This is a genomic window from Glycomyces lechevalierae (genome assembly GCF_027622945.1).
GTDB lineage: Bacteria > Actinomycetota > Actinomycetes > Mycobacteriales > Micromonosporaceae > Glycomyces > Glycomyces rutgersensis.
The window spans coordinates 87,470-106,134 of record NZ_JAPZVQ010000018.1; the positions used below are offsets into that span (position 1 = coordinate 87,470).

Genomic DNA, 18,665 nt, shown 5'->3' on the forward strand with positions numbered 1-18,665 from the left:
TAGCGCAATGAAGTGAATTTTCATCCCACCGTCTGGACATGAAGAATCGCGCCGCACCATGCCGGGCCCGGCGCAGGTGTACGGTGACGTCATGCCTGCCAGCCGCACCGACACGCCGAACCTCCTGGTGCTCATCAAGTCCGTCCTGCCTTCGCTCTCGAAGGCGGAGACCAAGGTCGCCCAAGAGATCATCCGCGAACCCGAAGCCGCCTCGACCCGGACGATCACCGAACTCGCCCGCGCGGCGGGCACCTCCGAGGCCACCGTGGTGCGGTTCTGCCGCTCCCTCGGCCTCGCGGGGCACCGCGAGCTGCGGATGCGCGCCGCGCAGGCCGTCATCGGCACCGGCGAGGGCCCGGACCGCGAGATCGCCGGGGGCGACATCCCCACGGGCGCGGACATGTCCCGCATCATCGCCACGGTCTCCTACGCCGACGTCGGCGCGATCACCGACACCGCGAACGCCCTCGACACCGCCACGTGCGAAGCCGCCGTCGCGGCCCTCGCCGGGGCGGGCCGCATCGACGTGTTCGGCGTCGAGGCCTCCGGGATCGTCGCCGCCGACCTCGTCAAGAAGCTCCACCGCATCGGCTGCACCGCGTTCTCGTGGCCGGACGTGCACTCCGCGCTGGTCGCGACCGCGCTCGCGAGCCCGAAGGACGTCGCGGTCGCGATCTCCCACTCCGGCGCCACGACCGAGACCGTCGAGTTCCTTGAATCGGCGCGCGACCGCGAGGCGACCACGATCGCCATCACCAACCATGCGCGCTCGCCGCTGGCGAAGGCCGCGGATCTGGTCCTCACCACCGCCGCGCGCGAGACGACGTTCCGCTCGGGCGCCACGGTCAGCCGCATCGCGCAGCTCATGGTCGTCGACTGCCTCTTCGTGGGCGTGGCGGCCAAGCAGCGCAAGCGGACCGCGAAGGCCCTCGCGGCGACGGCCGCGGCCGTCTCGGGACGCCAGCGGGCATGAATGATCGCGCGCGGCGGTCGGCCGCGCGCGATCGGTGTGCGGTGCTTCAGTTCCGCGCCGCCTCGACCGCTTCCCGGAGTTCCGGGAGCCGGTCGTGGAAGATGCCCGGGCACTGGGTCGAGTTGAAGTCCATGTGCCCGTAGATCTCGCTCGACGGGATCGCATATTGGTCGCACGCGAAGGCGCACACCGCGACGAGCGCATCCCACTGCGCCGCAGGGGGTTCCGCGCCGTCGTGGTAGGAGCCCTCGTTCGAGATGCCGAGCGCCTGCGTGTTCTGCCCCGAGGTGTGGATGCCCTGGATGAACCGCTCGCCCGACTGCAGCGCGTCGAGGCTCCCGGTGGTGCCCTCGGTGATCCAGCCGCCGCGGCTCACGATGAAGTTGTATCCCGTGTCGCGCCAGCCGTTGTCGTCCATGTGCAGGTCCTGCACCCACTTCGCGTGGGCGTGCGCCTGCTCGCGCGAGAAGTCCTCCACGTTCGGCGCGACCGTGTGGTGCACGATCAGCTTGCTCGGGCTGCCCGCGATGACCGGGTTGGTGCCGTTCGGGGTTCGCGCGCCCCACTCGTCGGTCGCGTCGATGTCGGGTTCGACCGCCTGAGCGTTCGCGCCCGGCGCGGCGAAGGCCGCGAAACCCACGGCCCCGAGGAGTCCGGCCGCGCCGGTCCCGAACAGGACCCTGCGGCGGATGCGGTGATGGTCGGTGTTCATGCCTGCCTCCGAATACGAAGGCCGGGGGCCGATCGGGCCCCCGGACCTCCGGTTCTAGGTGTTGTTCGCGAGCGCCAGGAGGCGGTCCCTCGTGCCGTTGAAGTGGTCGCGGTCGACGTTCCCCGCGATGCCCGAGACCGAGCCGGTGGCGGTGTACTGCCAGAACGTCCAGGTCGTGGAGCTCCAGCCGGCCGGGAGCGACGGCGAGGACGCGCCCCAGTGGGCGACCCACAGCGGGCTCTTCGAGGCCATGCCGGTCCACGAGCCGGTGCAGGAGTTCCACCACGAGGCGGTCGTGTAGATGACCACGTCGCGGCCGGTGCGCGCCTTGTACCGGTTGTAGAAGTCGGTGATCCAGGTGCGCATCTGGGTGGTGGTCAGCCCGTAGCAGGCCGCGCCCGAGGGCGGGGCCTCGAGGTCGACCGCGCCGGGCAGGGTGAGGTTGTCGGCGGACCAGGCGCCGCCGTTGCTGGCGAAGTAGTCCGCCTGCGCCGCACCGCCGGAGGAGTTCGGGCGCGCGAAGTGGTACGCGCCGCGGATGACGCCGGCCGCGTGCGCCGCCGGGTAGTTCGTGTTGAACCGGGGGTCCTTGTAGGTGGTGCCCTCGGTGGCCTTGATGTAGGCCCACTGGATGCCGGCGTTCCTGACCGAGGTCCAGTTGATCGCGCCCTGGTAGTTCGAGACGTCGATGCCGGCGGGACCGGTCTGTGCCTGGGCCGGGCTCGCGACGGCGAGTCCGGCGACGGTGAGGACGGTGGCCGCGGCGAGGACGACGGCGGCGCGGAGTCGATTGAGGGTGGGGGAAAGCGGCACTATTACTCCCTGCTTGTGAGGAGATCAGTGGATTGGGGGGAGTGCACGGTTTTGCACCTGGCCCCAGTATGGAGATAAGTTCCGCGGGGAGTCAAGCGTGTGAAAATAACTTTCTACTACGGGCCAGTGAACGGCTACGTGTAGTTGAGGCCGTGGCCGAAGGCGAACGCGGTGCCGCCGTTGGCATCCGGCACGTCGACCGGGAGCGTCCCGGTCGGGTCGACCGCTCCGGTGATCACCTTCGCCAGGGACGCAAGGGAAGTCTCTGTGTAGGAGTAGGTCGCCAGGCTGGCGTTGACCGCGCCGAGGTGGGCGGCGTCGTAGGGCGTGCCCACGGCGGCGGTCACCACCGGCACTCCGGACTTGCGGAGTTCGGCCACCAGGTTCGCCTGCGCACCACCCGCTTTGACGTCGAACGTCGAGACCACGATCAGGTCCCGGCCCGCGGCGGCGGCCACGGCGGCCTTGATCCGGTCCGCGTCCGGTTCATCGCCGGTCACGAGCGCTTCGGCTTGCAGCCCTTCGGTGTTGAGCGCTGCGGTCAGGCGGGCGGTGGTGTTCTCGCCCCACCCGGTCACGAGCACACTGCCTGCGGCGAGCGGCAGCGTGCCGTCGTTGGCGAGCAGCGTGATCGAGCGGTCTGCGATGTCGGCCGCGACCTGCCGGTGTCCGTCCGAGCCGACCACGTCGAGGCCCGACGGGTCGGTCGACGGCTCCTCAATGAGGCCTCGCTTGACCTTGAGTGCGAGGAGCCGGCGCACCGAGGCGTCGATGCGCTCCTCGGTCAGCTCGCCCGCATCGACGGCGGCGAGCACCGCGTCGTACGCGAGCGGGAAGTCCGGCGGCATGAGCAGCAGGTCGGCCCCGGCCTGCAGTGCCATCACCGGCACGCGCTCGTCCCCATACTCGGTCCGGACCCCCTCCATCTCAAGGGAATCGGTGACGATCACGCCTTCGAAGCCGAGCTGCTCCCGCAGCAGGCCCGTGAGGATCGGCTCCGAAAGCGTGGCGGGCCGCAGCGAATCGTCGAGCGCCGGGAACTGCAGGTGCCCCGACATCACCAAGTCGGTCCCGGCCGCGATCGCAGCCTTGAACGGCGGGGCGTCGATCCGCTCCCACTCCTCGACGGTGTGCGTGATGACCGGCAGGCCCAGATGGCTATCCGTGCCGGTGTCTCCGTGGCCCGGGAAGTGCTTGGCGGAGACCGCCACTCCCCCGGCCTGGTAGCCGCCGGTCTGCGCGGTCGTGAACTGGGCGACGAGCTCCGGGTCGGAGCTGAAGGAGCGCACCCCGATCACCGGGTTCGCCGGGTCGACGTTCACGTCGGCGTCCGGCGCGAAGTTCAGATTGAGGCCCATGGCCCGCAGTTCTGAGCCCGCCGTCTCGGCCGCGTTCCGCGCCGCCTCGGCATCCCGGGTCGCCCCCAGCGGCATCGCCCCGGGGAACTGCGTCGCGGGCTCCCCGATCCGCACGACCCTGCCGTACTCCTGGTCGGTGGCGATCAGCAGCGGCACCTCGGCGGCCTCCTGCAGACCGTTCGAGAGCGCCACGATCTGCTCAGGATCGGTCAGGCCGTTGGCCCAGTCGAAGTAGATGATCCCGCCGGGCTTGAACCCGGCGATGAACGCTGCGCCGTTGTCGGCGCCGAGGCGTTCCAGGTTCGAGGCGACCGCGTCGGCATGGTCGGTATCGGCCGACTCGCCGTGCACGTACACCATGAACAACTGGCCGACCTTGTCAGCCAGGGACATCGACGCCATCTGCGTCTCGACCCAGTCCGGCGTCGTCTCGTCGTCCACCGGCACATCGCCCTCCGGTTCGTCTCCGCCCCGCCGCGACGCCGCCTCGGCGATCACGGCCCCGCCGCCGACGACCGCGAAGGCCCCGGCGACGCTCGAGACGAGCACGGTCTTGCGGGAGAGCTTCGGCGAACGCACCCGCCCATCCTGACCCAGACCTGTCCTCCCCGCAAACGCGCCCCGCGGACAAGCCGACCGGAATCACACCGAAATCACACCGGCGGTGCCTTTCAGGACATGACGAAAGCCGGGGAGGAGCGGATGCTCCTCCCCGGCTCACAAAAGCCGTTCTAAGAACTTAGAACTTCAGGCCGGCCTCACGGGCGGCGTCGGCCAAGGCCGCGACGCGACCGTGGTACTTGACACCGCCGCGGTCGAACACGACCGCTTCGACGCCGGCGGCCTTGGCGCGCTCGGCGACCAGCTTGCCGACTTCCTTCGACTTCGCGGTCTTGTCGCCCTCGAAGGCGCGCAGACCGGGCTCCACCGTCGACGCGGCGGCCAGCGTGCGGCCCGTCACGTCGTCGATGACCTGGGCCACGATGTGCTTCGAGGAGCGGAAGACCGCCAGGCGCGGCTGAGCGGCCGTGCCGGTGATCTTCTTGCGACCGCGGAAGTGACGCCGGTTCTTGCCGATCCGGCGGCGCTCGGACACCGAGCCGGACGGGCGGCGGTTTTCGAGTTTGCTCGCCATTACTTACCTGCCTTCCCGGCCTTGCGGCGGATGCGCTCGTCGACGTACTTGACGCCCTTGCCCTTGTAGGGCTCCGGCGGACGAAGACGACGGATGTTCGACGCGACCTGGCCGACGAGCTGCTTGTCGATGCCCTCGACGTGCAGCAGGGTCGGCTTCTCGACGGTGAACGAGATGCCTTCCGGAGCGTCGACCTGGATGGTGTGGGAGAAGCCGAGGCTCATCTCCACGCCCTTGCCCTTGGCGACGGCCCGGTAACCGGTGCCGTTGATCTCGAGGGACTTCTTGTAGCCCTCCGAGACGCCGACGACCAGGTTGTTGACGAGGCTGCGGGCCAGGCCGTGCAGGGCCCGGGACTTGCGCTCGTCGTTGGGGCGGGTGACGTTGAGCGACCCGTCCTCGTTCTTCTCGATGGCGATCGGTTCGGGCAGCTCGATGCTGAGCTGGCCCTTGGGGCCCTTCACGGTCACCGTCGCACCGTCGATCTTGACGTCGACGCCGGAGGGCACCAGAATCGGCTGCTTCCCAATGCGGGACATGCTTATACCCTCCTGCTACCAGACGTAGGCGATGACTTCGCCGCCCACGCCGCGCTTGCGAGCCTGACGGTCCGTCAGCAGGCCCTGGGACGTGGACACGATGGCCACACCCAGGCCGCCGAGGACGCGCGGCAGCTCAGTGGACTTGGCGTAGACCCGCAGGCCCGGCTTGGAGACGCGGCGCAGGCCCGCCAGGGACCGCTCGCGGCGCTCGCCGAACTTCAGGTCGATGACCAGGGTCTTGCCGACTTTGCCCTCTTCAGGGTCCACGACGCGCCACTCGGCGATGTAGCCCTCCTGCTTGAGGACCTCCGCGATGGAGGCCTTCATCTTGGAGTGCGGCATCGTGAGCTGGTCGTGGTACGCCTGGTTGGCGTTCCGCAGACGGGTCAGCATGTCTGCGATCGGGTCGGTCATTGTCATTAGCGTTGTTTACCTTTCTCACCCCGGTTCCCCGCCTTGTAGAGAATGGCGGGGCCTGTGGCGATCGGAGCTATTGGCCTTGGGTTACCAGGGAACCTGATTGCCCAGATTTCCTTGGGTTACCAAGAAGCCTTGTGGACGCCCGGGAGTTCACCCGCGTGGGCCATGTCGCGCACGCAGACGCGGCACAGGCCGAACTTGCGGTAGACGGCCTTCGGCCGGCCGCACTTCTGGCAGCGGGTGTAGGCGCGCACGGCGAACTTCGGCTTCCGCTTGGCCTTCGCGATGAGGGCTTTCTTCGCCATTAGTCGTTCTCCTTGAACGGGAAGCCGAGCAGCTTCAGGAACGCCCGGCCTTCGTCGTCGGTCTTCGCGGTGGTCACCAGCGTGATGTCCATACCGCGAACCCGGTCGATCTTGTCCTGGTCGATCTCGGGGAACACGCTCTGCTCGGTGAGACCGAAGGTGTAGTTCCCGTTGCCGTCGAACTGCTGGTCCGAGAGACCGCGGAAGTCGCGGATGCGCGGCAGCGCGATCGCCAGGAGGCGGTCGAGGAACTCCCACATGCGGTCGCCGCGGAGGGTGACCTTCGCGCCGATCGCCTGGCCCTCGCGCAGCTTGAACTGCGCGATCGACTTCTTCGCCCGGCGGACGAGGGGCTTCTGACCGGTGATGGTCGTCAGGTCCTCGAGCGCGCCGTTGATGAGCTTGGAGTCGCGAGCGGCCTCACCGACACCCATGTTGACCACGATCTTCGTCAGACCGGGGATCTGGTGGATGTTGGTGTACTTGAACTGTTCCTGCAGCGCGGGACGAATGTCGGAGCGGTAGGTCTCCTTCAGACGCGGCTGGATCTTCTCTGCAACGTCAGTCATTACAGGTCCTTACCCGTCCGCTTCGAAACGCGGACCTTGCGGCCGTCGTCGCCGAACCGGTAACCCACGCGAGTGGGCTGGTTGTCGGCGTCCAGGACCTGCACGTTCGAGATGTGGATCGCGGCTTCCTGAACCACGATGCCACCGGTCTTCGAACCGCGCGCGGTCTGCCCGGCCTTGGTGTGCTTGGTGATGCGGTTGACGCCCTCGACGAGCACGCGCTCGCGGTCGGGGTACGCCTCCAGCACCAGTCCCTCGGCACCCTTGTCCTTGCCGGCGATGACGCGGACTCGGTCGCCCTTCTTGATCTTCATCTCTTACAGCACCTCCGGTGCGAGGGAGATGATCTTCATGAACTGCTTGTCGCGCAGCTCGCGGGCGACCGGCCCGAAGATACGGGTCCCTCGCGGTTCGCCGTCCTTGACGAGGACGGCGGCGTTCTCGTCGAACTTGATGTACGTGCCGTCGGGACGGCGCGTCTCTTTGACCGTGCGAACGATGACGGCCTTGACGACGTCACCCTTCTTGACCCCGGCGCCCGGGGTCGCGTCCTTCACGGAAGCCACGATCGTGTCGCCGATACCGGCGTAGCGTCGGCCGGAGCCGCCGAGGACACGGATGCACAGGATCTCCCGCGCACCGGTGTTGTCGGCGACCTTGAGCCGCGACTCTTGCTGAATCACGTCCCGATCCCCCTACTTCGCCTTCTCGAGGATCTCGACGATGCGCCAACGCTTGGTCTTGGACAGCGGACGGGTCTCCATGATGGAGACGCGGTCGCCGATCCCGGCCTCGTTGTTCTCGTCGTGAGCCTTGTACTTCTTGTTGGACCTGATGACCTTGCCGTAAAGCGGGTGCTTCTTGCGGTCCTCGACCTCGACGACAGCGGTCTTGTCCATCTTGTCGCCGACGACCATGCCCTCAAGCACCTTGCGCCGACCGCGAGTCTGAGTTTCCTCGCTCACTTCTCAACCTCCTCCGGCGCGGCGCTGAGGCCCAGCCGGCGCTCGTTCATGACGGTGTAGATCCGCGCGATCTCCTTGCGGACCAGACCGAGCTCGTGGTTGTTCTCCAGCTGGCCCGTAGCGTTACGGACCCGCAGGTTGAACAGCTCTTCCTTCTTCTCCACGAGCTTCGCCTGGAGTTCCTTGTCGTTGAGCTCGCGCAGCTCACCGGTGTCGATACCAGTAGCCATGACTACTCACCTGCCCCTTCGCGAGAGACGATGCGGCACTTCATCGGCAGCTTGTGGATCGCACGCTGCAGCGCCTCGTGGGCGATCTCCTCGGTCGGGTAGGAGAGCTCGAACATGACGCGGCCCGGCTTGACGTTGGCCACCCAGAACTCGGGCGAACCCTTACCGGAACCCTGACGGGTCTCGGCGGGCTTCTTCGTGATCGCGCGGTCCGGGAAGATCGTGATCCAGACCTTGCCGCCACGCTTGATGTGGCGGGTCATCGCGATACGAGCCGACTCGATCTGGCGGTTCGTCACGTAGCTGTGCTCGAGCGCCTGGATGCCGTACTCGCCGAAGGAGACCTTCGTGCCGCGAGTGGCCTTGCCCTTGCGCTTCGGAGCGTGAGGCTTCCGGTAACCGCGCGGCGGTTTCCGTGGCATGAGCATGTCGCTTAGCCCTCCTGCTTCTCAGACTCGGTGGGCGCGGCGACAGCGGCCTCGGCCGGCTGAGCGGCACCACGGCCACCACGGCCGCGTCCGCCACGGGCGGCGCCGGCTCCGCCGCGGCCACCACGGCCGCCGCGGTCGGGACCGGAGTCACGACGACGCTGCACCTGCTCGGCCTGCTCCTTGAGCGTGGCCTCACCCTTGTAGATCCACACCTTCACGCCGATGCGGCCGAAGGTCGTGGCGGCCTCGAACAGGCCATAGTCGATGTTCGCGCGCAGCGTGTGCAGCGGGACCTGGCCCTCGCGGTACTGCTCGGAACGGCTCATCTCGGCGCCGCCGAGGCGGCCCGAGCACTGCACCTTGATGCCCTTCACGGTCGGGTTGCGCATGGCCGACTGAATGGCCTTGCGCATCGCGCGACGGAAGTTGACACGGCTGGACAGCTGCTCCGCGACGCCCTGGGCGACGAGCTGAGCATCGATGTCGGGGTTCTTGACCTCGATGATGTTCAGCTGGACCTGCTTGCCGGTCAGCTTCTCCAGGTTGCCGCGCAGACGATCGGCCTCGGCGCCCTTGCGGCCGATGACGATGCCCGGGCGGGCGGTGTGGATGTCGACGCGGACCCGCTCGCGGGTGCGCTCGATGTCGACCTTGCTGATGCCGGCGCGCTCGAGACCCTTGGTCATGAGCTGGCGGATCTTGACGTCTTCCCCGACGTAGTCCGCGTACTCCTTGTCGGCGTACCAACGCGAGGTCCAGTCGGCGCTGATGCCGAGGCGGTACCCGTGCGGGTGAATCTTCTGACCCATTAGGCGGTCTCCTCCTTCTCAGCGTTCTCGGACTTCACGTCAGCCTCGACCGGCTTCGGGGCGGCCGCCTTGGGGCGGCGCACCGACGGAGCGGCGGACTGCTTGGCCTGGACCGACTCGACCACCACGGTGATGTGGCTGGTGCGCTTGTTGATCCGGTAGGCACGGCCGTGGGCGCGCGGACGGTACCGGCGCATGGTCGGGCCCTCGTCGACCTTGATCTCGGACACCAGAAGCGATTCCGGGTCGAGACCGAGGTTGTTCTCGGCGTTCGCCTGAGCCGACGCGATGACCTTGTACACGATCTCGGCCGCGCTGAAAGGCGCGAACTCGAGAGTCGTCAAGGCCTCGTCCACGGGCAGACCACGCACGAGGTCGACGACGCGGCGCGCCTTGCGAGGTGCTACGCGGACGTACCGCGCCACCGCGCGCGCCTTCGGAGCCTCCTGCTCCACTGTTGCCATCGTTTTAAATCCTTCGTTCGTTTCTCATAGCCCGTGGCCTAGCGGCGACGGCTCTTCCGGTCGTCCTTCTCGTGCCCGCGGAACGTGCGGGTGGGAGCGAACTCGCCGAGCTTGTGCCCGACCATGTTCTCCGTGACGTAGACCGGAACGTGCTTGCGACCGTCGTGCACGCCGAAGGTCAACCCGATGAAGTCCGGGGTGATCGTCGAGCGGCGCGACCACGTCTTGATGACGTTCTTGCTCTTGGTCTCGATCGCAACGTCCACCTTCTTCTGCAGGTGGTCGTCGATGAACGGGCCCTTCTTGAGGCTGCGAGCCATGGACTACTTCCCTCGCTTCCGGTTGACGTTGCGACGACGGACGATGAGCCGGTCGTTCGGGTGGTTGCGCTTGCGGGTGCGGCCCTCGGGCTTGCCCTGCGGGTTCACCGGGTGGCGACCACCGGACGTACGGCCTTCACCACCACCGTGCGGGTGGTCGACCGGGTTCATGACGACACCGCGGACGGTCGGGCGCCAGCCCTTCCAGCGCATACGGCCGGCCTTGCCCCAGTTGATGTTGCCCTGCTCGGCGTTGCCGACTTCACCGACGGTGCCGCGGCAGGTGACCTGGACCAGGCGGATCTCACCGGAAGGCATGCGCAGGTGCGCGTACTTGCCTTCACGGGCGAGGAGCTGGATCGAGGCGCCGGCGGAGCGACCGAGGGCGGCGCCGCCGCCCGGCTTGAGCTCCACCGCGTGGATCGTGGTACCGACCGGGATGTGACGAAGCTCCAGCGAGTTGCCGGGCTTGATGTCGGCCTCCGGGCCGTTCTCGATCACGTCACCCTGCTTGATGCCCTTGGGGGCCAGGATGTAGCGCTTCTCGCCGTCCGCGTAGTGCAGCAGCGCGATGTTGGCGGTGCGGTTCGGGTCGTACTCGATGTGAGCGACCTTCGCCGGGACGCCGTCCTTGTCGTGCCGACGGAAGTCGATCACGCGGTAACGACGCTTGTGGCCGCCGCCGCGGTGACGGGTCGAGATCTTGCCCGAGTTGTTGCGGCCACCGGTCTTGGAGATCGGACGCAGCAGCGACTTCTCGGGGGTCGAGCGGGTGATCTCGGCGAAGTCGGAGACGCTCGAACCGCGACGACCCGGGGTCGTCGGCTTGTACTTGCGAATAGCCATTGCTTCTTGCTCCTACGAGATCTGTCCGCCGAAGATCTCACCCAGGCGACCGGGGTCGCCTTCCACGGTGACGATCGCGTGCTTGACACTCTTGCGCTGACCCCAACCGGTACGGGTGCGCTTGCGCTTGCCCGAGCGGTTCAAGGTGTTGACGCTCTTGACGTCCACGTCGAAGATCTGCTTGATGGCGATCTTGATGTGGCTCTTGTTGGCGCGCGGGTCGACCTCGAAGGTGTACTTGCCCTCACCCAGCAGGGTGTAGGTCTTCTCCGAGATGACCGGCTTGATGATGATGTCGCGCGGGTCGGCGACGGTCACTTCGCTCACGCCGCGACCTCCTGCTCAGTCCGGTCAGCGATGAACGCCTCGATGGCGGCCTCGCTGAACACGATGTCCTCGTTGTTGAGCACGTCGTAGGTGTTGACCTGGCCCCAGTCGAGCAGGTGCACCGCCGGCAGGTTCCGCAGGCTCAGGGCCGCGGTCTGCTCGTCGCGCGTGAGGACCACCAGGACCTTGGAGGACTCGGTGATCGCGGCCAGAGCGGCCTGCGCGGACTTCGTCTTGGGCGACTCGCCCTCGATGAAGGCGTCGATGACGTGCACGTTGTCACCGCGGACCCGGTCGGTGAGGGCACCCGCGAGAGCGGCGGCCTTCATCTTCTTGGGGGTCCGCTCGGCGAACGACCGCGGCTGCGGGCCGTGGACGACGCCGCCGCCGGCGAACTGCGGCGCGCGGATCGAGCCCTGACGGGCGCGACCGGTGCCCTTCTGCCGGTACGGCTTCTTGCCACCGCCGCGGACTTCGCCGCGGGTCTTGGTCTTGGCCGAGCCCGTGCGGGCGGCGGCCAGCTGCGCCGTGACGACCTGGTGCATGAGCGGGATGTTCGGCTCGACGTCGAAGATCGACGCGGGGAGCTCGATGGTCTTACCCGTCTCTTCGCCAGAGGCGTTCTTGACGTTGATTTCGAGGCTCATGGTTATGCCACCTGCTTGACTGCCGTGCGGACGAGCACCAGGCCGTTCTTCGGGCCGGGGATGGCGCCCACGATGAGCAGCAGACCGCGCTCGGCGTCGACCGCCTGGATGCGCAGGTTCTGCGTGGTGTGACGGGCGTGGCCCATCCGGCCGGCCATGCGCATGCCCTTGAAGACGCGGCCCGGGGTGGCGCAGCCACCGATCGAACCGGGGGCGCGGTGGACCTTGTGCGCACCGTGGCTGGCGGGGAGACCGCCGAAGCCGTGGCGCTTCATGACGCCGGCGAAGCCCTTGCCCTTGGTGGTGCCGGTGACGTCCACGAGCTGACCGGATTCGAAGATCGTCGCTTCGACGGTCTGGCCGAGGTCGTAGTCGGCGGCGTCCGAGGTGCGCAGTTCGACGAGGTGGCGACGCGGAGCGACGCCGGCCTTCTCGAAGTGGCCCTGGAGCGGCTTGGTCACGTTCTTGAGTTTGATGTCGCCGAAGCCCAGCTGGACGGCCGAGTAGCCGTCGACATCGGGCTTGCGAACCTGGGTGACCACGTTGGGTCCGGCCTGCACCACGGTGACGGGCACGGCGCGGCCCTTCTCGTCCCAAACCTGGGTCATGCCGAGCTTGGTGCCCAGGATTCCCTTGATCTGCCTGTCCATTGGTCCCCTACAGCTTGATCTCGATGTCGACGCCGGCCGGGAGGTCAAGGCGCATCAACGAGTCGACCGTCTTCGGGGTCGGGTCGAGAATGTCGATGAGGCGCTTGTGCGTGCGCATCTCGAAGTGCTCGCGCGAGTCCTTGTACTTGTGCGGCGACCGGATCACGCAGAAGCGGTTGATCTCAGTCGGCAGCGGCACCGGCCCGGAGATGGCAGCACCGGTACGGGTGACCGTCTCCACGATCTTGCGGGCCGAGGAGTCCACGACCTCGTGGTCGTAGGCCTTCAGCCTAATGCGGATCTTCTGTCCCGCCATGTGTCCTTACCTAACGTAAATTGGCTGTTCAGACCGCTCCACGCGGTCGGGCGTGTCGCGAGTTCGAGACTGGCTTGGGCACAGCTGTGCCTTCTGCTGGTCTCTTTGGCTCGCCCGCCTGCCCGTCGTGAAACGGTCCCTCTCAGCACCTACGAGTGCCTACTCGGGCCCGCGGGCCGGGCGTGAGCACCGGTGTCCATCGCAGTGCACAGCACTGGGAACGCCGGAGCGTACGCAACCTGAATATTATGCCTGCTCCCCCATTCACCCAGCAAGCTGGGGTCGGGGGACAGTGGGACAGGTTACGCGGTAGCGATGTCTCCGCGCCTCGGAAGCCGGATCCGGGGATGCCCCCGGTCACCGAACGTTCGGCATGAGGCGCAAGTAAACCGGGGTGACCCACGAGTGGATCACCCCGGCATTCGGTCTTACTTGAGGACCTTGGTGACGCGGCCGGAGCCGACCGTGCGGCCACCCTCGCGGATCGCGAAGAGGAGACCCTCGTCCATGGCGATGGGCTGGATGAGCTCCACCTTCATGTCGGTGTTGTCACCCGGCATGACCATCTCGGTGCCCTCGGGGAGGGTCACGACGCCGGTCACGTCGGTGGTCCGGAAGTAGAACTGCGGACGGTAGTTGTTGAAGAACGGCGTGTGACGGCCGCCTTCGTCCTTGGACAGGATGTAGACCGCGGCCTCGAAGTCGGTGTGCGGCGTGGTGGTCTTCGGCTTGACGACGACCATGCCGCGCTCGACCTCTTCGCGCTTGGTGCCGCGGAGCAGGAGGCCCACGTTCTCGCCGGCGCGCGCGTCGTCGAGGGTCTTGCGGAACATCTCGATGGCGGTGACCTTGGTCTGGATCGCGCCCTCGCGGATGCCGACGATCTCGACTTCCTCGTTGGGGAGGAGCACACCGCGCTCCACACGACCGGTCACGACGGTGCCGCGGCCGGTGATGGTGAAGACGTCCTCGATGGGCATGAGGAACGGCAGGTCGGTCGCGCGCTCCGGCTCCGGGACCGAGTCGTCGACGGCCTGCATGAGCTCGGCCACGGCGTCGACCCACTTCTGCTCGCCCTCGAGGGCGCCCAGCGCGGAGACCTGCACGACCGGGGCGTCGTCGCCCGGGAAGCCCTGGTCGGACAGCAGCTCGCGGACCTCCATCTCGACGAGCTCGAGGATCTCCTCGTCGTCGACCATGTCGGACTTGTTGAGCGCCACCACGACGTAGGGGACGCCGACCTGGCGGGCCAGGAGGACGTGCTCGCGGGTCTGCGGCATGGGGCCGTCAGCGGCGGACACGACGAGGATCGCGCCGTCCATCTGGGCCGCACCGGTGATCATGTTCTTGATGTAGTCGGCGTGCCCGGGGCAGTCGACGTGCGCGTAGTGACGCGCCTCGGTCTGGTACTCGACGTGCGAGATCGAGATCGTGATACCGCGCTGGCGCTCCTCGGGAGCGTTGTCGATCTCGTCGAACGGCGTGTACGGGTTCAGGTCCGGGAACTTGTCGTGCAGGACCTTGGTGATCGCCGCGGTGAGCGTGGTCTTGCCGTGGTCGACGTGACCCAGCGTGCCGATGTTGACGTGCGGCTTGGTCCGCTCGAACTTTGCCTTTGCCACTTCGTCCTCCTGTGGACTGGTTAAATCTGGTTTGACTTATCTGACCTATTGCGTCGCTTTGGAACTCAGCACCTCTGCTGGCAACAGGTGGTCAGCGCCGGGCGCCCAGGCTTGGGCGCCCGAAACGCTTACTCGCCTGTCGCCTTGGCGATGATCTCCTTGGCGACGTTCGCCGGGACTTCGGCGTAGGTGTCGAACTGCATCGAGTAGTTCGCGCGACCGGCCGTCTTCGACCGCAGGTCGCCGACGTAACCGAACATCTCCGACAGCGGCACCCGGGCCACGACCGTGCGGTCGTTGCCGCGCTCGCCCATCTCCTGGACCATGCCACGACGGGAGTTGATGTCGCCGATGACATCGCCCATGTTCTCTTCAGGGCAGATGACCTCGACGGCCATCACGGGCTCGAGCAGCACCGGACGAGCCCGCTTCGCGGCCTCCTTCAGCGCCATGCGGCCCGCGATCTTGAAGGCCATTTCCGACGAGTCGACCTCGTGGTACTGGCCGTCGATGAGCTCCATCTTGACGCCCACCAGCGGGAAGCCCGCCAGGACGCCGTCCGGGAGCGCATCTTCCGCGCCGGCCTTGACCGACGGGATGTACTCGCGCGGGATGCGGCCACCGGTGATCTGGTCGTCGAACTCGAAGACCGTGTCCTCGTTCGACTTCATCTCGAGCGGCTCGAGGTTGACGAGCACGCGCGCGAACTGACCGGAACCACCGGTCTGCTTCTTGTGCAGGTACTCGACCTTCTCCACCCGCTGGGTGACGGTCTCGCGGTAGGCCACCTGGGGCTTGCCGATGTTCGCCTCGACACCGAACTCCCGCTTGATGCGGTCGACCATGATGTCGAGGTGCAGCTCGCCCATGCCCGAGAGCACGGTCTGCCCGGTCTCCTCGTCGGTCTTGACGCGGAAGGTCGGGTCCTCCTCGGCCAGGCGCTGGATCGCGGTGCCCAGCTTGTCCTGGTCGGCCTTCGACTTCGGCTCGATGGCCACGTCGATAACCGGCTCCGGGAAGATCATCGACTCCAGGATGACCTGCTTGTTCGAGTCGGACAGCGTGTCACCGGTGGTGGTGCCCTTGAGGCCCTGCACCGCGATGATGTCGCCGGCCTGCGCCACCGAGCGCTCTTCGCGCTTGTTGGCGTGCATCTGGTAGATCTTGCCGATGCGCTCCTTGCGGCTCTTGGTCGAGTTGATGACCTGAGTGCCGGACTCGACCGTGCCGGAGTAGATCCGGACGTAGGTGAGTCGACCGAGGTGCTTGTCGGTCTGGATCTTGAACGCGAGGCCCGCGAAGGGCTCCTCGACGTCCGCGTGGCGCTCGGCCGGGGTCTCGTTGTCGGTGAGGGTCCCCTGGATCGCCGGGATGTCGAGCGGGCTCGGCAGGTAGTCCACGACCGCGTCGAGCAGGGGCTGCACGCCCTTGTTCTTGAACGCGGTGCCGCAGAGCACCGGGTTGATCTGGTTGGCGATGGTGGCCTTGCGGATCGCGGCCTTGATCTCGGCGGTCGTGATCTCGTCGCCGGAGAGGAACTTCTCCGCGAACTCGTCGTCGACGTCGGAGAGGGTCTCCAGGAGCTTCTCGCGGTACTCCTCGGCCTGGTCGGCCAGGTCCGCGGGGATCTCCTCGACCTCGTAGTTCTCGCCCAGACCGGTCTCGCCGCGCCACACCTTGGCGTGCATCTCGACCAGGTCGACGACGCCGATGAAGTCGGACTCGTTGCCGATCGGGAGCTGGATCACCGCGGTGTTGGAGTTGAGGCGGTCCTGCATCATCTCGACACAGCGGAAGAAGTTCGCGCCGGTGCGGTCGAGCTTGTTGACGAAGCACATACGCGGAACGTCGTACTTGTTCGCCTGACGCCAGACGTTCTCGGTCTGCGGCTCCACGCCCGCGACACCGTCGTAGACGGCGATGGCGGAGTCGAGCACGCGGAGCGAACGCTCCACCTCGACGGTGAAGTCGACGTGACCGGGAGTGTCGATGATCTGGATGATGTTCTCGCCCCAAGTGCACTTGGTGGCGGCGGAGGTGATGGTGATACCACGCTCCTGCTCTTGCTCCATCCAGTCCATCGTGGCGGCGCCGTCGTGGACCTCACCGATCTTGTGCGACACGCCCGTGTAGTACAGGATGCGCTCAGTGGTGGTGGTCTTGCCGGCGTCGATGTGCGCCATGATGCCGATGTTGCGAAGCTTGGCGAGTTCCGCGTTAGCTTTGTTAGCCACGATCTCTCAGTCTCTCTGCGACTACCAGCGGTAGTGCGCGAATGCCTTGTTGGAATCGGCCATCTTGTGCGTGTCTTCGCGCTTCTTGACCGCGGCGCCGAGGCCGTTCGAGGCGTCGAGGATCTCGTTCGTCAGGCGCTCGACCATGCTCTTCTCGCGGCGGTCGCGGGAGTAGCCCACGAGCCAGCGGAGACCGAGGGTGGTGGCGCGCTGCGGACGGACGTCGACCGGGACCTGGTAGGTCGCGCCGCCGACGCGGCGGGAGCGGACCTCGAGGGTCGGCTTGACGTTGTCGAGCGCGCGCTTGAGGATCACCACGGGGTCCGAGTCGGCCTTCTTGCGGCAGTTCTCGAGGGCTTCGTAGACGATGCGCTCGGCGAGGCGACGCTTGCCGTCCTTGAGGACCTTGTTGATGAGCTGGGTGACGAGCACCGAGTTGTAGACCGGGTCGGCGGTAAGCGGCCGGCGCGGCGCGGGACCTTTACGCGGCATGGCTTACTTCTCCTTCTTCGCGCCGTAGCGGCTGCGGGCCTGCTTGCGGTCGCGGACACCCTGGGTGTCGAGCGCGCCGCGGATGATCTTGTAACGGACACCGGGCAGGTCGCGGACACGACCGCCGCGGACGAGCACGATGGAGTGCTCCTGCAGGTTGTGACCCACACCCGGGATGTAGGCGGTGACCTCGGTGCCGTTCATGAGGCGCACACGGGCGACCTTGCGCATGGCCGAGTTCGGCTTCTTGGGCGTCGTGGTGTACACACGCGTGCACACACCGCGCGCCTGCGGGCTGCCCTTCAGCGCGGGCGTCTTGGTTTTGCTGGTCTTGGCCTTGCGGCCGTTGCGGACCAGCTGCTGGATGGTTGGCACTGAGGCGAACCCCTCTCAACAGTCGACGGTTGCGTATTCCTGGCTGTGCGGCGTCACCTGTTCACCCGCGCGCGTGTGCGAGGCCGTATAACGGCCCTGCTCAGCGGCGTGGGTTCCCGTCCCCCGCGTTCGGGCGTGTCGCGTCTCTCCGGACCCATATCCGCAACCGCGGCAGACCGGAGTCGACCGTCGTGCAGATTCAGACGCGTTCGCGAACGGACCCATAGGGCCGACCATCATGGCCGTGTTCACGAAGCCCCCAGTGCGAGGGATGCGTGCCGGTGACGCCAGCCGGAGGGATCAGATCCCACCGTCTTGCAGGCACGCAACCTGGCCTGGCTCTCACGGGGACCGAGCTGCCGGAGTTGACAGGGCCACCATGCCGCTCAAAGCGGTGTCCAGGCGCAAGGGAGAAGCCTACCTAGCCTAACGAACAAGGTCAAAGCCGATTTCGTCCCGCAAGGCATCCGTGTTCAGAGTCACGGATTGACGGGGCCGACCAGAGCACGGCTCGCAAGCTTCACCGTGGATGGGGCGCTGACCTGTTCATTCGGTGCGGTAGACACACCGTCGCCTATATTAGCTCGCGATACGGGACGGGCCCGCGCGGGATGCCCCCTGAGAGGCGCTGTTCACCAGCAGTTCCCCGAGCCGTCAACCCGAAACCGCGACGCCCCCGCCATAGGTCGAGCCGCCGGCCTCCCGGGCCATCGTGATCACCCAGACGAGCAAGGCGGCCACCACGACCGCCGAGGCGATCCCCACGGCGGTCCACGCGAGCCGCCGGATCAGCGGCAGTCGGGAGGCGCCGAGCAGGAACCCTTCGGACGCGCGGATATCGGCCTCGGCCTGCCGCGCGAGCATCAGCGCGATCAGGGCCGGGATCACCCCGCCCACGAAGGGCGACAACGCGACCGCGACACCCGCGAGCATCCGCGCCGCCACCAGCTTCGTCGACTCCACCGGCTCCGGATCATCCGGATGCCGCACCCCGAAGGCCCCGCGCACCTCAACCACCCGCCCATCCTATGGGGGTTGCGCCGCCACCGCACGCGCGCGACCCGCCGCACCCGACACGCCCTCACCGATCCCCCGTGAAACGCCGGTGGG

General features: G+C 67.2%; 27 protein-coding genes. 1 reads left to right on the forward strand and 26 read right to left on the reverse strand.

Going from position 1 to position 18,665, the window contains the following annotated elements:
* The first annotated feature begins 58 nt into the window (after nucleotides 1-58).
* Nucleotides 59-973, forward strand: a complete 915-nt coding sequence (locus O2L01_RS22090) for a MurR/RpiR family transcriptional regulator (protein ID WP_374727630.1) — start codon at nucleotides 59-61, stop codon at nucleotides 971-973.
* A 46-nt stretch (nucleotides 974-1,019) separates the two neighbouring features.
* Here the strand turns inward: O2L01_RS22090 and O2L01_RS22095 are convergent, their stop codons facing one another.
* From O2L01_RS22095 to O2L01_RS22220, 26 genes are all read right to left on the reverse strand, one after another.
* On the reverse strand, nucleotides 1,020-1,685 hold the full coding sequence (locus tag O2L01_RS22095) for a peptidoglycan recognition protein family protein (protein ID WP_270124205.1): 666 nt from the start codon (nucleotides 1,683-1,685) through the stop codon (nucleotides 1,020-1,022).
* Nucleotides 1,686-1,739: 54 nt separating this feature from the next.
* On the reverse strand, nucleotides 1,740-2,498 hold the full coding sequence (locus O2L01_RS22100) for a GH25 family lysozyme (RefSeq protein ID WP_270124206.1): 759 nt from the start codon (nucleotides 2,496-2,498) through the stop codon (nucleotides 1,740-1,742).
* A 134-nt stretch (nucleotides 2,499-2,632) separates the two neighbouring features.
* On the reverse strand, nucleotides 2,633-4,435 hold the full coding sequence (locus O2L01_RS22105) for a glycoside hydrolase family 3 protein (protein WP_270124207.1): 1,803 nt from the start codon (nucleotides 4,433-4,435) through the stop codon (nucleotides 2,633-2,635).
* A gap of 160 nt (nucleotides 4,436-4,595) precedes the next feature.
* The gene (rplR, locus tag O2L01_RS22110; protein WP_270124208.1) at nucleotides 4,596-4,991 is read right to left on the reverse strand and encodes a 50S ribosomal protein L18; all 396 of its coding nucleotides are present in this window, start codon (nucleotides 4,989-4,991) and stop codon (nucleotides 4,596-4,598) included.
* Nucleotides 4,991-5,530, reverse strand: a complete 540-nt coding sequence (gene rplF / locus O2L01_RS22115; RefSeq protein ID WP_270124209.1) for a 50S ribosomal protein L6 — start codon at nucleotides 5,528-5,530, stop codon at nucleotides 4,991-4,993. The genes rplR and rplF overlap by 1 nt, the downstream gene beginning before the upstream one ends.
* A 15-nt stretch (nucleotides 5,531-5,545) precedes the next feature.
* A complete protein-coding gene (gene rpsH / locus O2L01_RS22120; protein ID WP_270124210.1) occupies nucleotides 5,546-5,953 on the reverse strand; it encodes a 30S ribosomal protein S8 in 408 nt (135 codons plus the stop codon).
* 119 nt (nucleotides 5,954-6,072) lie between these two features.
* Nucleotides 6,073-6,258, reverse strand: a complete 186-nt coding sequence (locus O2L01_RS22125) for a type Z 30S ribosomal protein S14 (protein ID WP_030155111.1) — start codon at nucleotides 6,256-6,258, stop codon at nucleotides 6,073-6,075.
* Entirely contained in the window at nucleotides 6,258-6,827 is a 570-nt protein-coding gene (rplE, locus tag O2L01_RS22130) for a 50S ribosomal protein L5 (protein ID WP_270124211.1), read from the reverse strand. Before rplE ends, O2L01_RS22125 begins: the two co-directional genes overlap by 1 nt.
* On the reverse strand, nucleotides 6,827-7,141 hold the full coding sequence (gene rplX / locus O2L01_RS22135) for a 50S ribosomal protein L24 (protein WP_270124212.1): 315 nt from the start codon (nucleotides 7,139-7,141) through the stop codon (nucleotides 6,827-6,829). Before rplX ends, rplE begins: the two co-directional genes overlap by 1 nt.
* Nucleotides 7,142-7,144: 3 nt before the next feature.
* Complete coding sequence (gene rplN / locus O2L01_RS22140; RefSeq protein WP_091039823.1) at nucleotides 7,145-7,510, reverse strand: 50S ribosomal protein L14; 366 nt, start codon at nucleotides 7,508-7,510, stop codon at nucleotides 7,145-7,147.
* A gap of 12 nt (nucleotides 7,511-7,522) precedes the next feature.
* Complete coding sequence (rpsQ, locus tag O2L01_RS22145) at nucleotides 7,523-7,792, reverse strand: 30S ribosomal protein S17 (protein ID WP_208496284.1); 270 nt, start codon at nucleotides 7,790-7,792, stop codon at nucleotides 7,523-7,525.
* Entirely contained in the window at nucleotides 7,789-8,022 is a 234-nt protein-coding gene (gene rpmC, locus O2L01_RS22150) for a 50S ribosomal protein L29 (protein ID WP_205326516.1), read from the reverse strand. The genes rpsQ and rpmC overlap by 4 nt, the downstream gene beginning before the upstream one ends.
* Nucleotides 8,023-8,024: 2 nt before the next feature.
* The gene (gene rplP / locus O2L01_RS22155; protein WP_136528409.1) at nucleotides 8,025-8,450 is read right to left on the reverse strand and encodes a 50S ribosomal protein L16; all 426 of its coding nucleotides are present in this window, start codon (nucleotides 8,448-8,450) and stop codon (nucleotides 8,025-8,027) included.
* Nucleotides 8,451-8,455: 5 nt separating this feature from the next.
* The gene (rpsC, locus tag O2L01_RS22160) at nucleotides 8,456-9,262 is read right to left on the reverse strand and encodes a 30S ribosomal protein S3 (RefSeq protein ID WP_270124213.1); all 807 of its coding nucleotides are present in this window, start codon (nucleotides 9,260-9,262) and stop codon (nucleotides 8,456-8,458) included.
* A complete protein-coding gene (gene rplV / locus O2L01_RS22165) occupies nucleotides 9,262-9,726 on the reverse strand; it encodes a 50S ribosomal protein L22 (protein ID WP_205326518.1) in 465 nt (154 codons plus the stop codon). Before rplV ends, rpsC begins: the two co-directional genes overlap by 1 nt.
* Before the next feature lie 38 nt (nucleotides 9,727-9,764).
* Nucleotides 9,765-10,046 carry a 30S ribosomal protein S19 gene (gene rpsS, locus O2L01_RS22170; RefSeq protein ID WP_208496280.1) on the reverse strand — a complete coding sequence of 94 codons (282 nt, stop codon included), beginning with the start codon at nucleotides 10,044-10,046 and terminating at the stop codon, nucleotides 9,765-9,767.
* Nucleotides 10,047-10,049: 3 nt separating this feature from the next.
* Nucleotides 10,050-10,892: a 50S ribosomal protein L2 gene (gene rplB, locus O2L01_RS22175; protein WP_228094838.1), complete on the reverse strand. Its 843-nt coding sequence runs from the start codon at nucleotides 10,890-10,892 to the stop codon at nucleotides 10,050-10,052.
* A 12-nt stretch (nucleotides 10,893-10,904) separates the two neighbouring features.
* Complete coding sequence (gene rplW / locus O2L01_RS22180) at nucleotides 10,905-11,219, reverse strand: 50S ribosomal protein L23 (RefSeq protein WP_205326521.1); 315 nt, start codon at nucleotides 11,217-11,219, stop codon at nucleotides 10,905-10,907.
* Nucleotides 11,216-11,866 (reverse strand): 50S ribosomal protein L4, encoded by a 651-nt coding sequence (gene rplD, locus O2L01_RS22185; RefSeq protein WP_270124215.1) that lies wholly within the window; start codon nucleotides 11,864-11,866, stop codon nucleotides 11,216-11,218. Before rplD ends, rplW begins: the two co-directional genes overlap by 4 nt.
* A gap of 2 nt (nucleotides 11,867-11,868) precedes the next feature.
* A complete protein-coding gene (rplC, locus tag O2L01_RS22190) occupies nucleotides 11,869-12,516 on the reverse strand; it encodes a 50S ribosomal protein L3 (RefSeq protein ID WP_270124216.1) in 648 nt (215 codons plus the stop codon).
* Nucleotides 12,517-12,523: 7 nt separating this feature from the next.
* Nucleotides 12,524-12,832, reverse strand: coding sequence for a 30S ribosomal protein S10 (gene rpsJ, locus O2L01_RS22195; RefSeq protein WP_026922761.1), 309 nt, complete (start codon nucleotides 12,830-12,832; stop codon nucleotides 12,524-12,526).
* Nucleotides 12,833-13,260: 428 nt separating this feature from the next.
* Nucleotides 13,261-14,454 carry an elongation factor Tu gene (gene tuf, locus O2L01_RS22200; RefSeq protein WP_270109021.1) on the reverse strand — a complete coding sequence of 398 codons (1,194 nt, stop codon included), beginning with the start codon at nucleotides 14,452-14,454 and terminating at the stop codon, nucleotides 13,261-13,263.
* A gap of 128 nt (nucleotides 14,455-14,582) precedes the next feature.
* A complete protein-coding gene (fusA, locus tag O2L01_RS22205) occupies nucleotides 14,583-16,688 on the reverse strand; it encodes an elongation factor G (RefSeq protein ID WP_270124217.1) in 2,106 nt (701 codons plus the stop codon).
* 21 nt (nucleotides 16,689-16,709) lie between these two features.
* Nucleotides 16,710-17,180 (reverse strand): 30S ribosomal protein S7, encoded by a 471-nt coding sequence (gene rpsG, locus O2L01_RS22210; protein ID WP_030155149.1) that lies wholly within the window; start codon nucleotides 17,178-17,180, stop codon nucleotides 16,710-16,712.
* Nucleotides 17,181-17,183: 3 nt separating this feature from the next.
* Nucleotides 17,184-17,555 carry a 30S ribosomal protein S12 gene (rpsL, locus tag O2L01_RS22215; RefSeq protein ID WP_270114993.1) on the reverse strand — a complete coding sequence of 124 codons (372 nt, stop codon included), beginning with the start codon at nucleotides 17,553-17,555 and terminating at the stop codon, nucleotides 17,184-17,186.
* A 654-nt stretch (nucleotides 17,556-18,209) separates the two neighbouring features.
* Entirely contained in the window at nucleotides 18,210-18,572 is a 363-nt protein-coding gene (locus O2L01_RS22220) for a hypothetical protein (RefSeq protein WP_270124218.1), read from the reverse strand.
* Nucleotides 18,573-18,665: the final 93 nt, after the last annotated feature.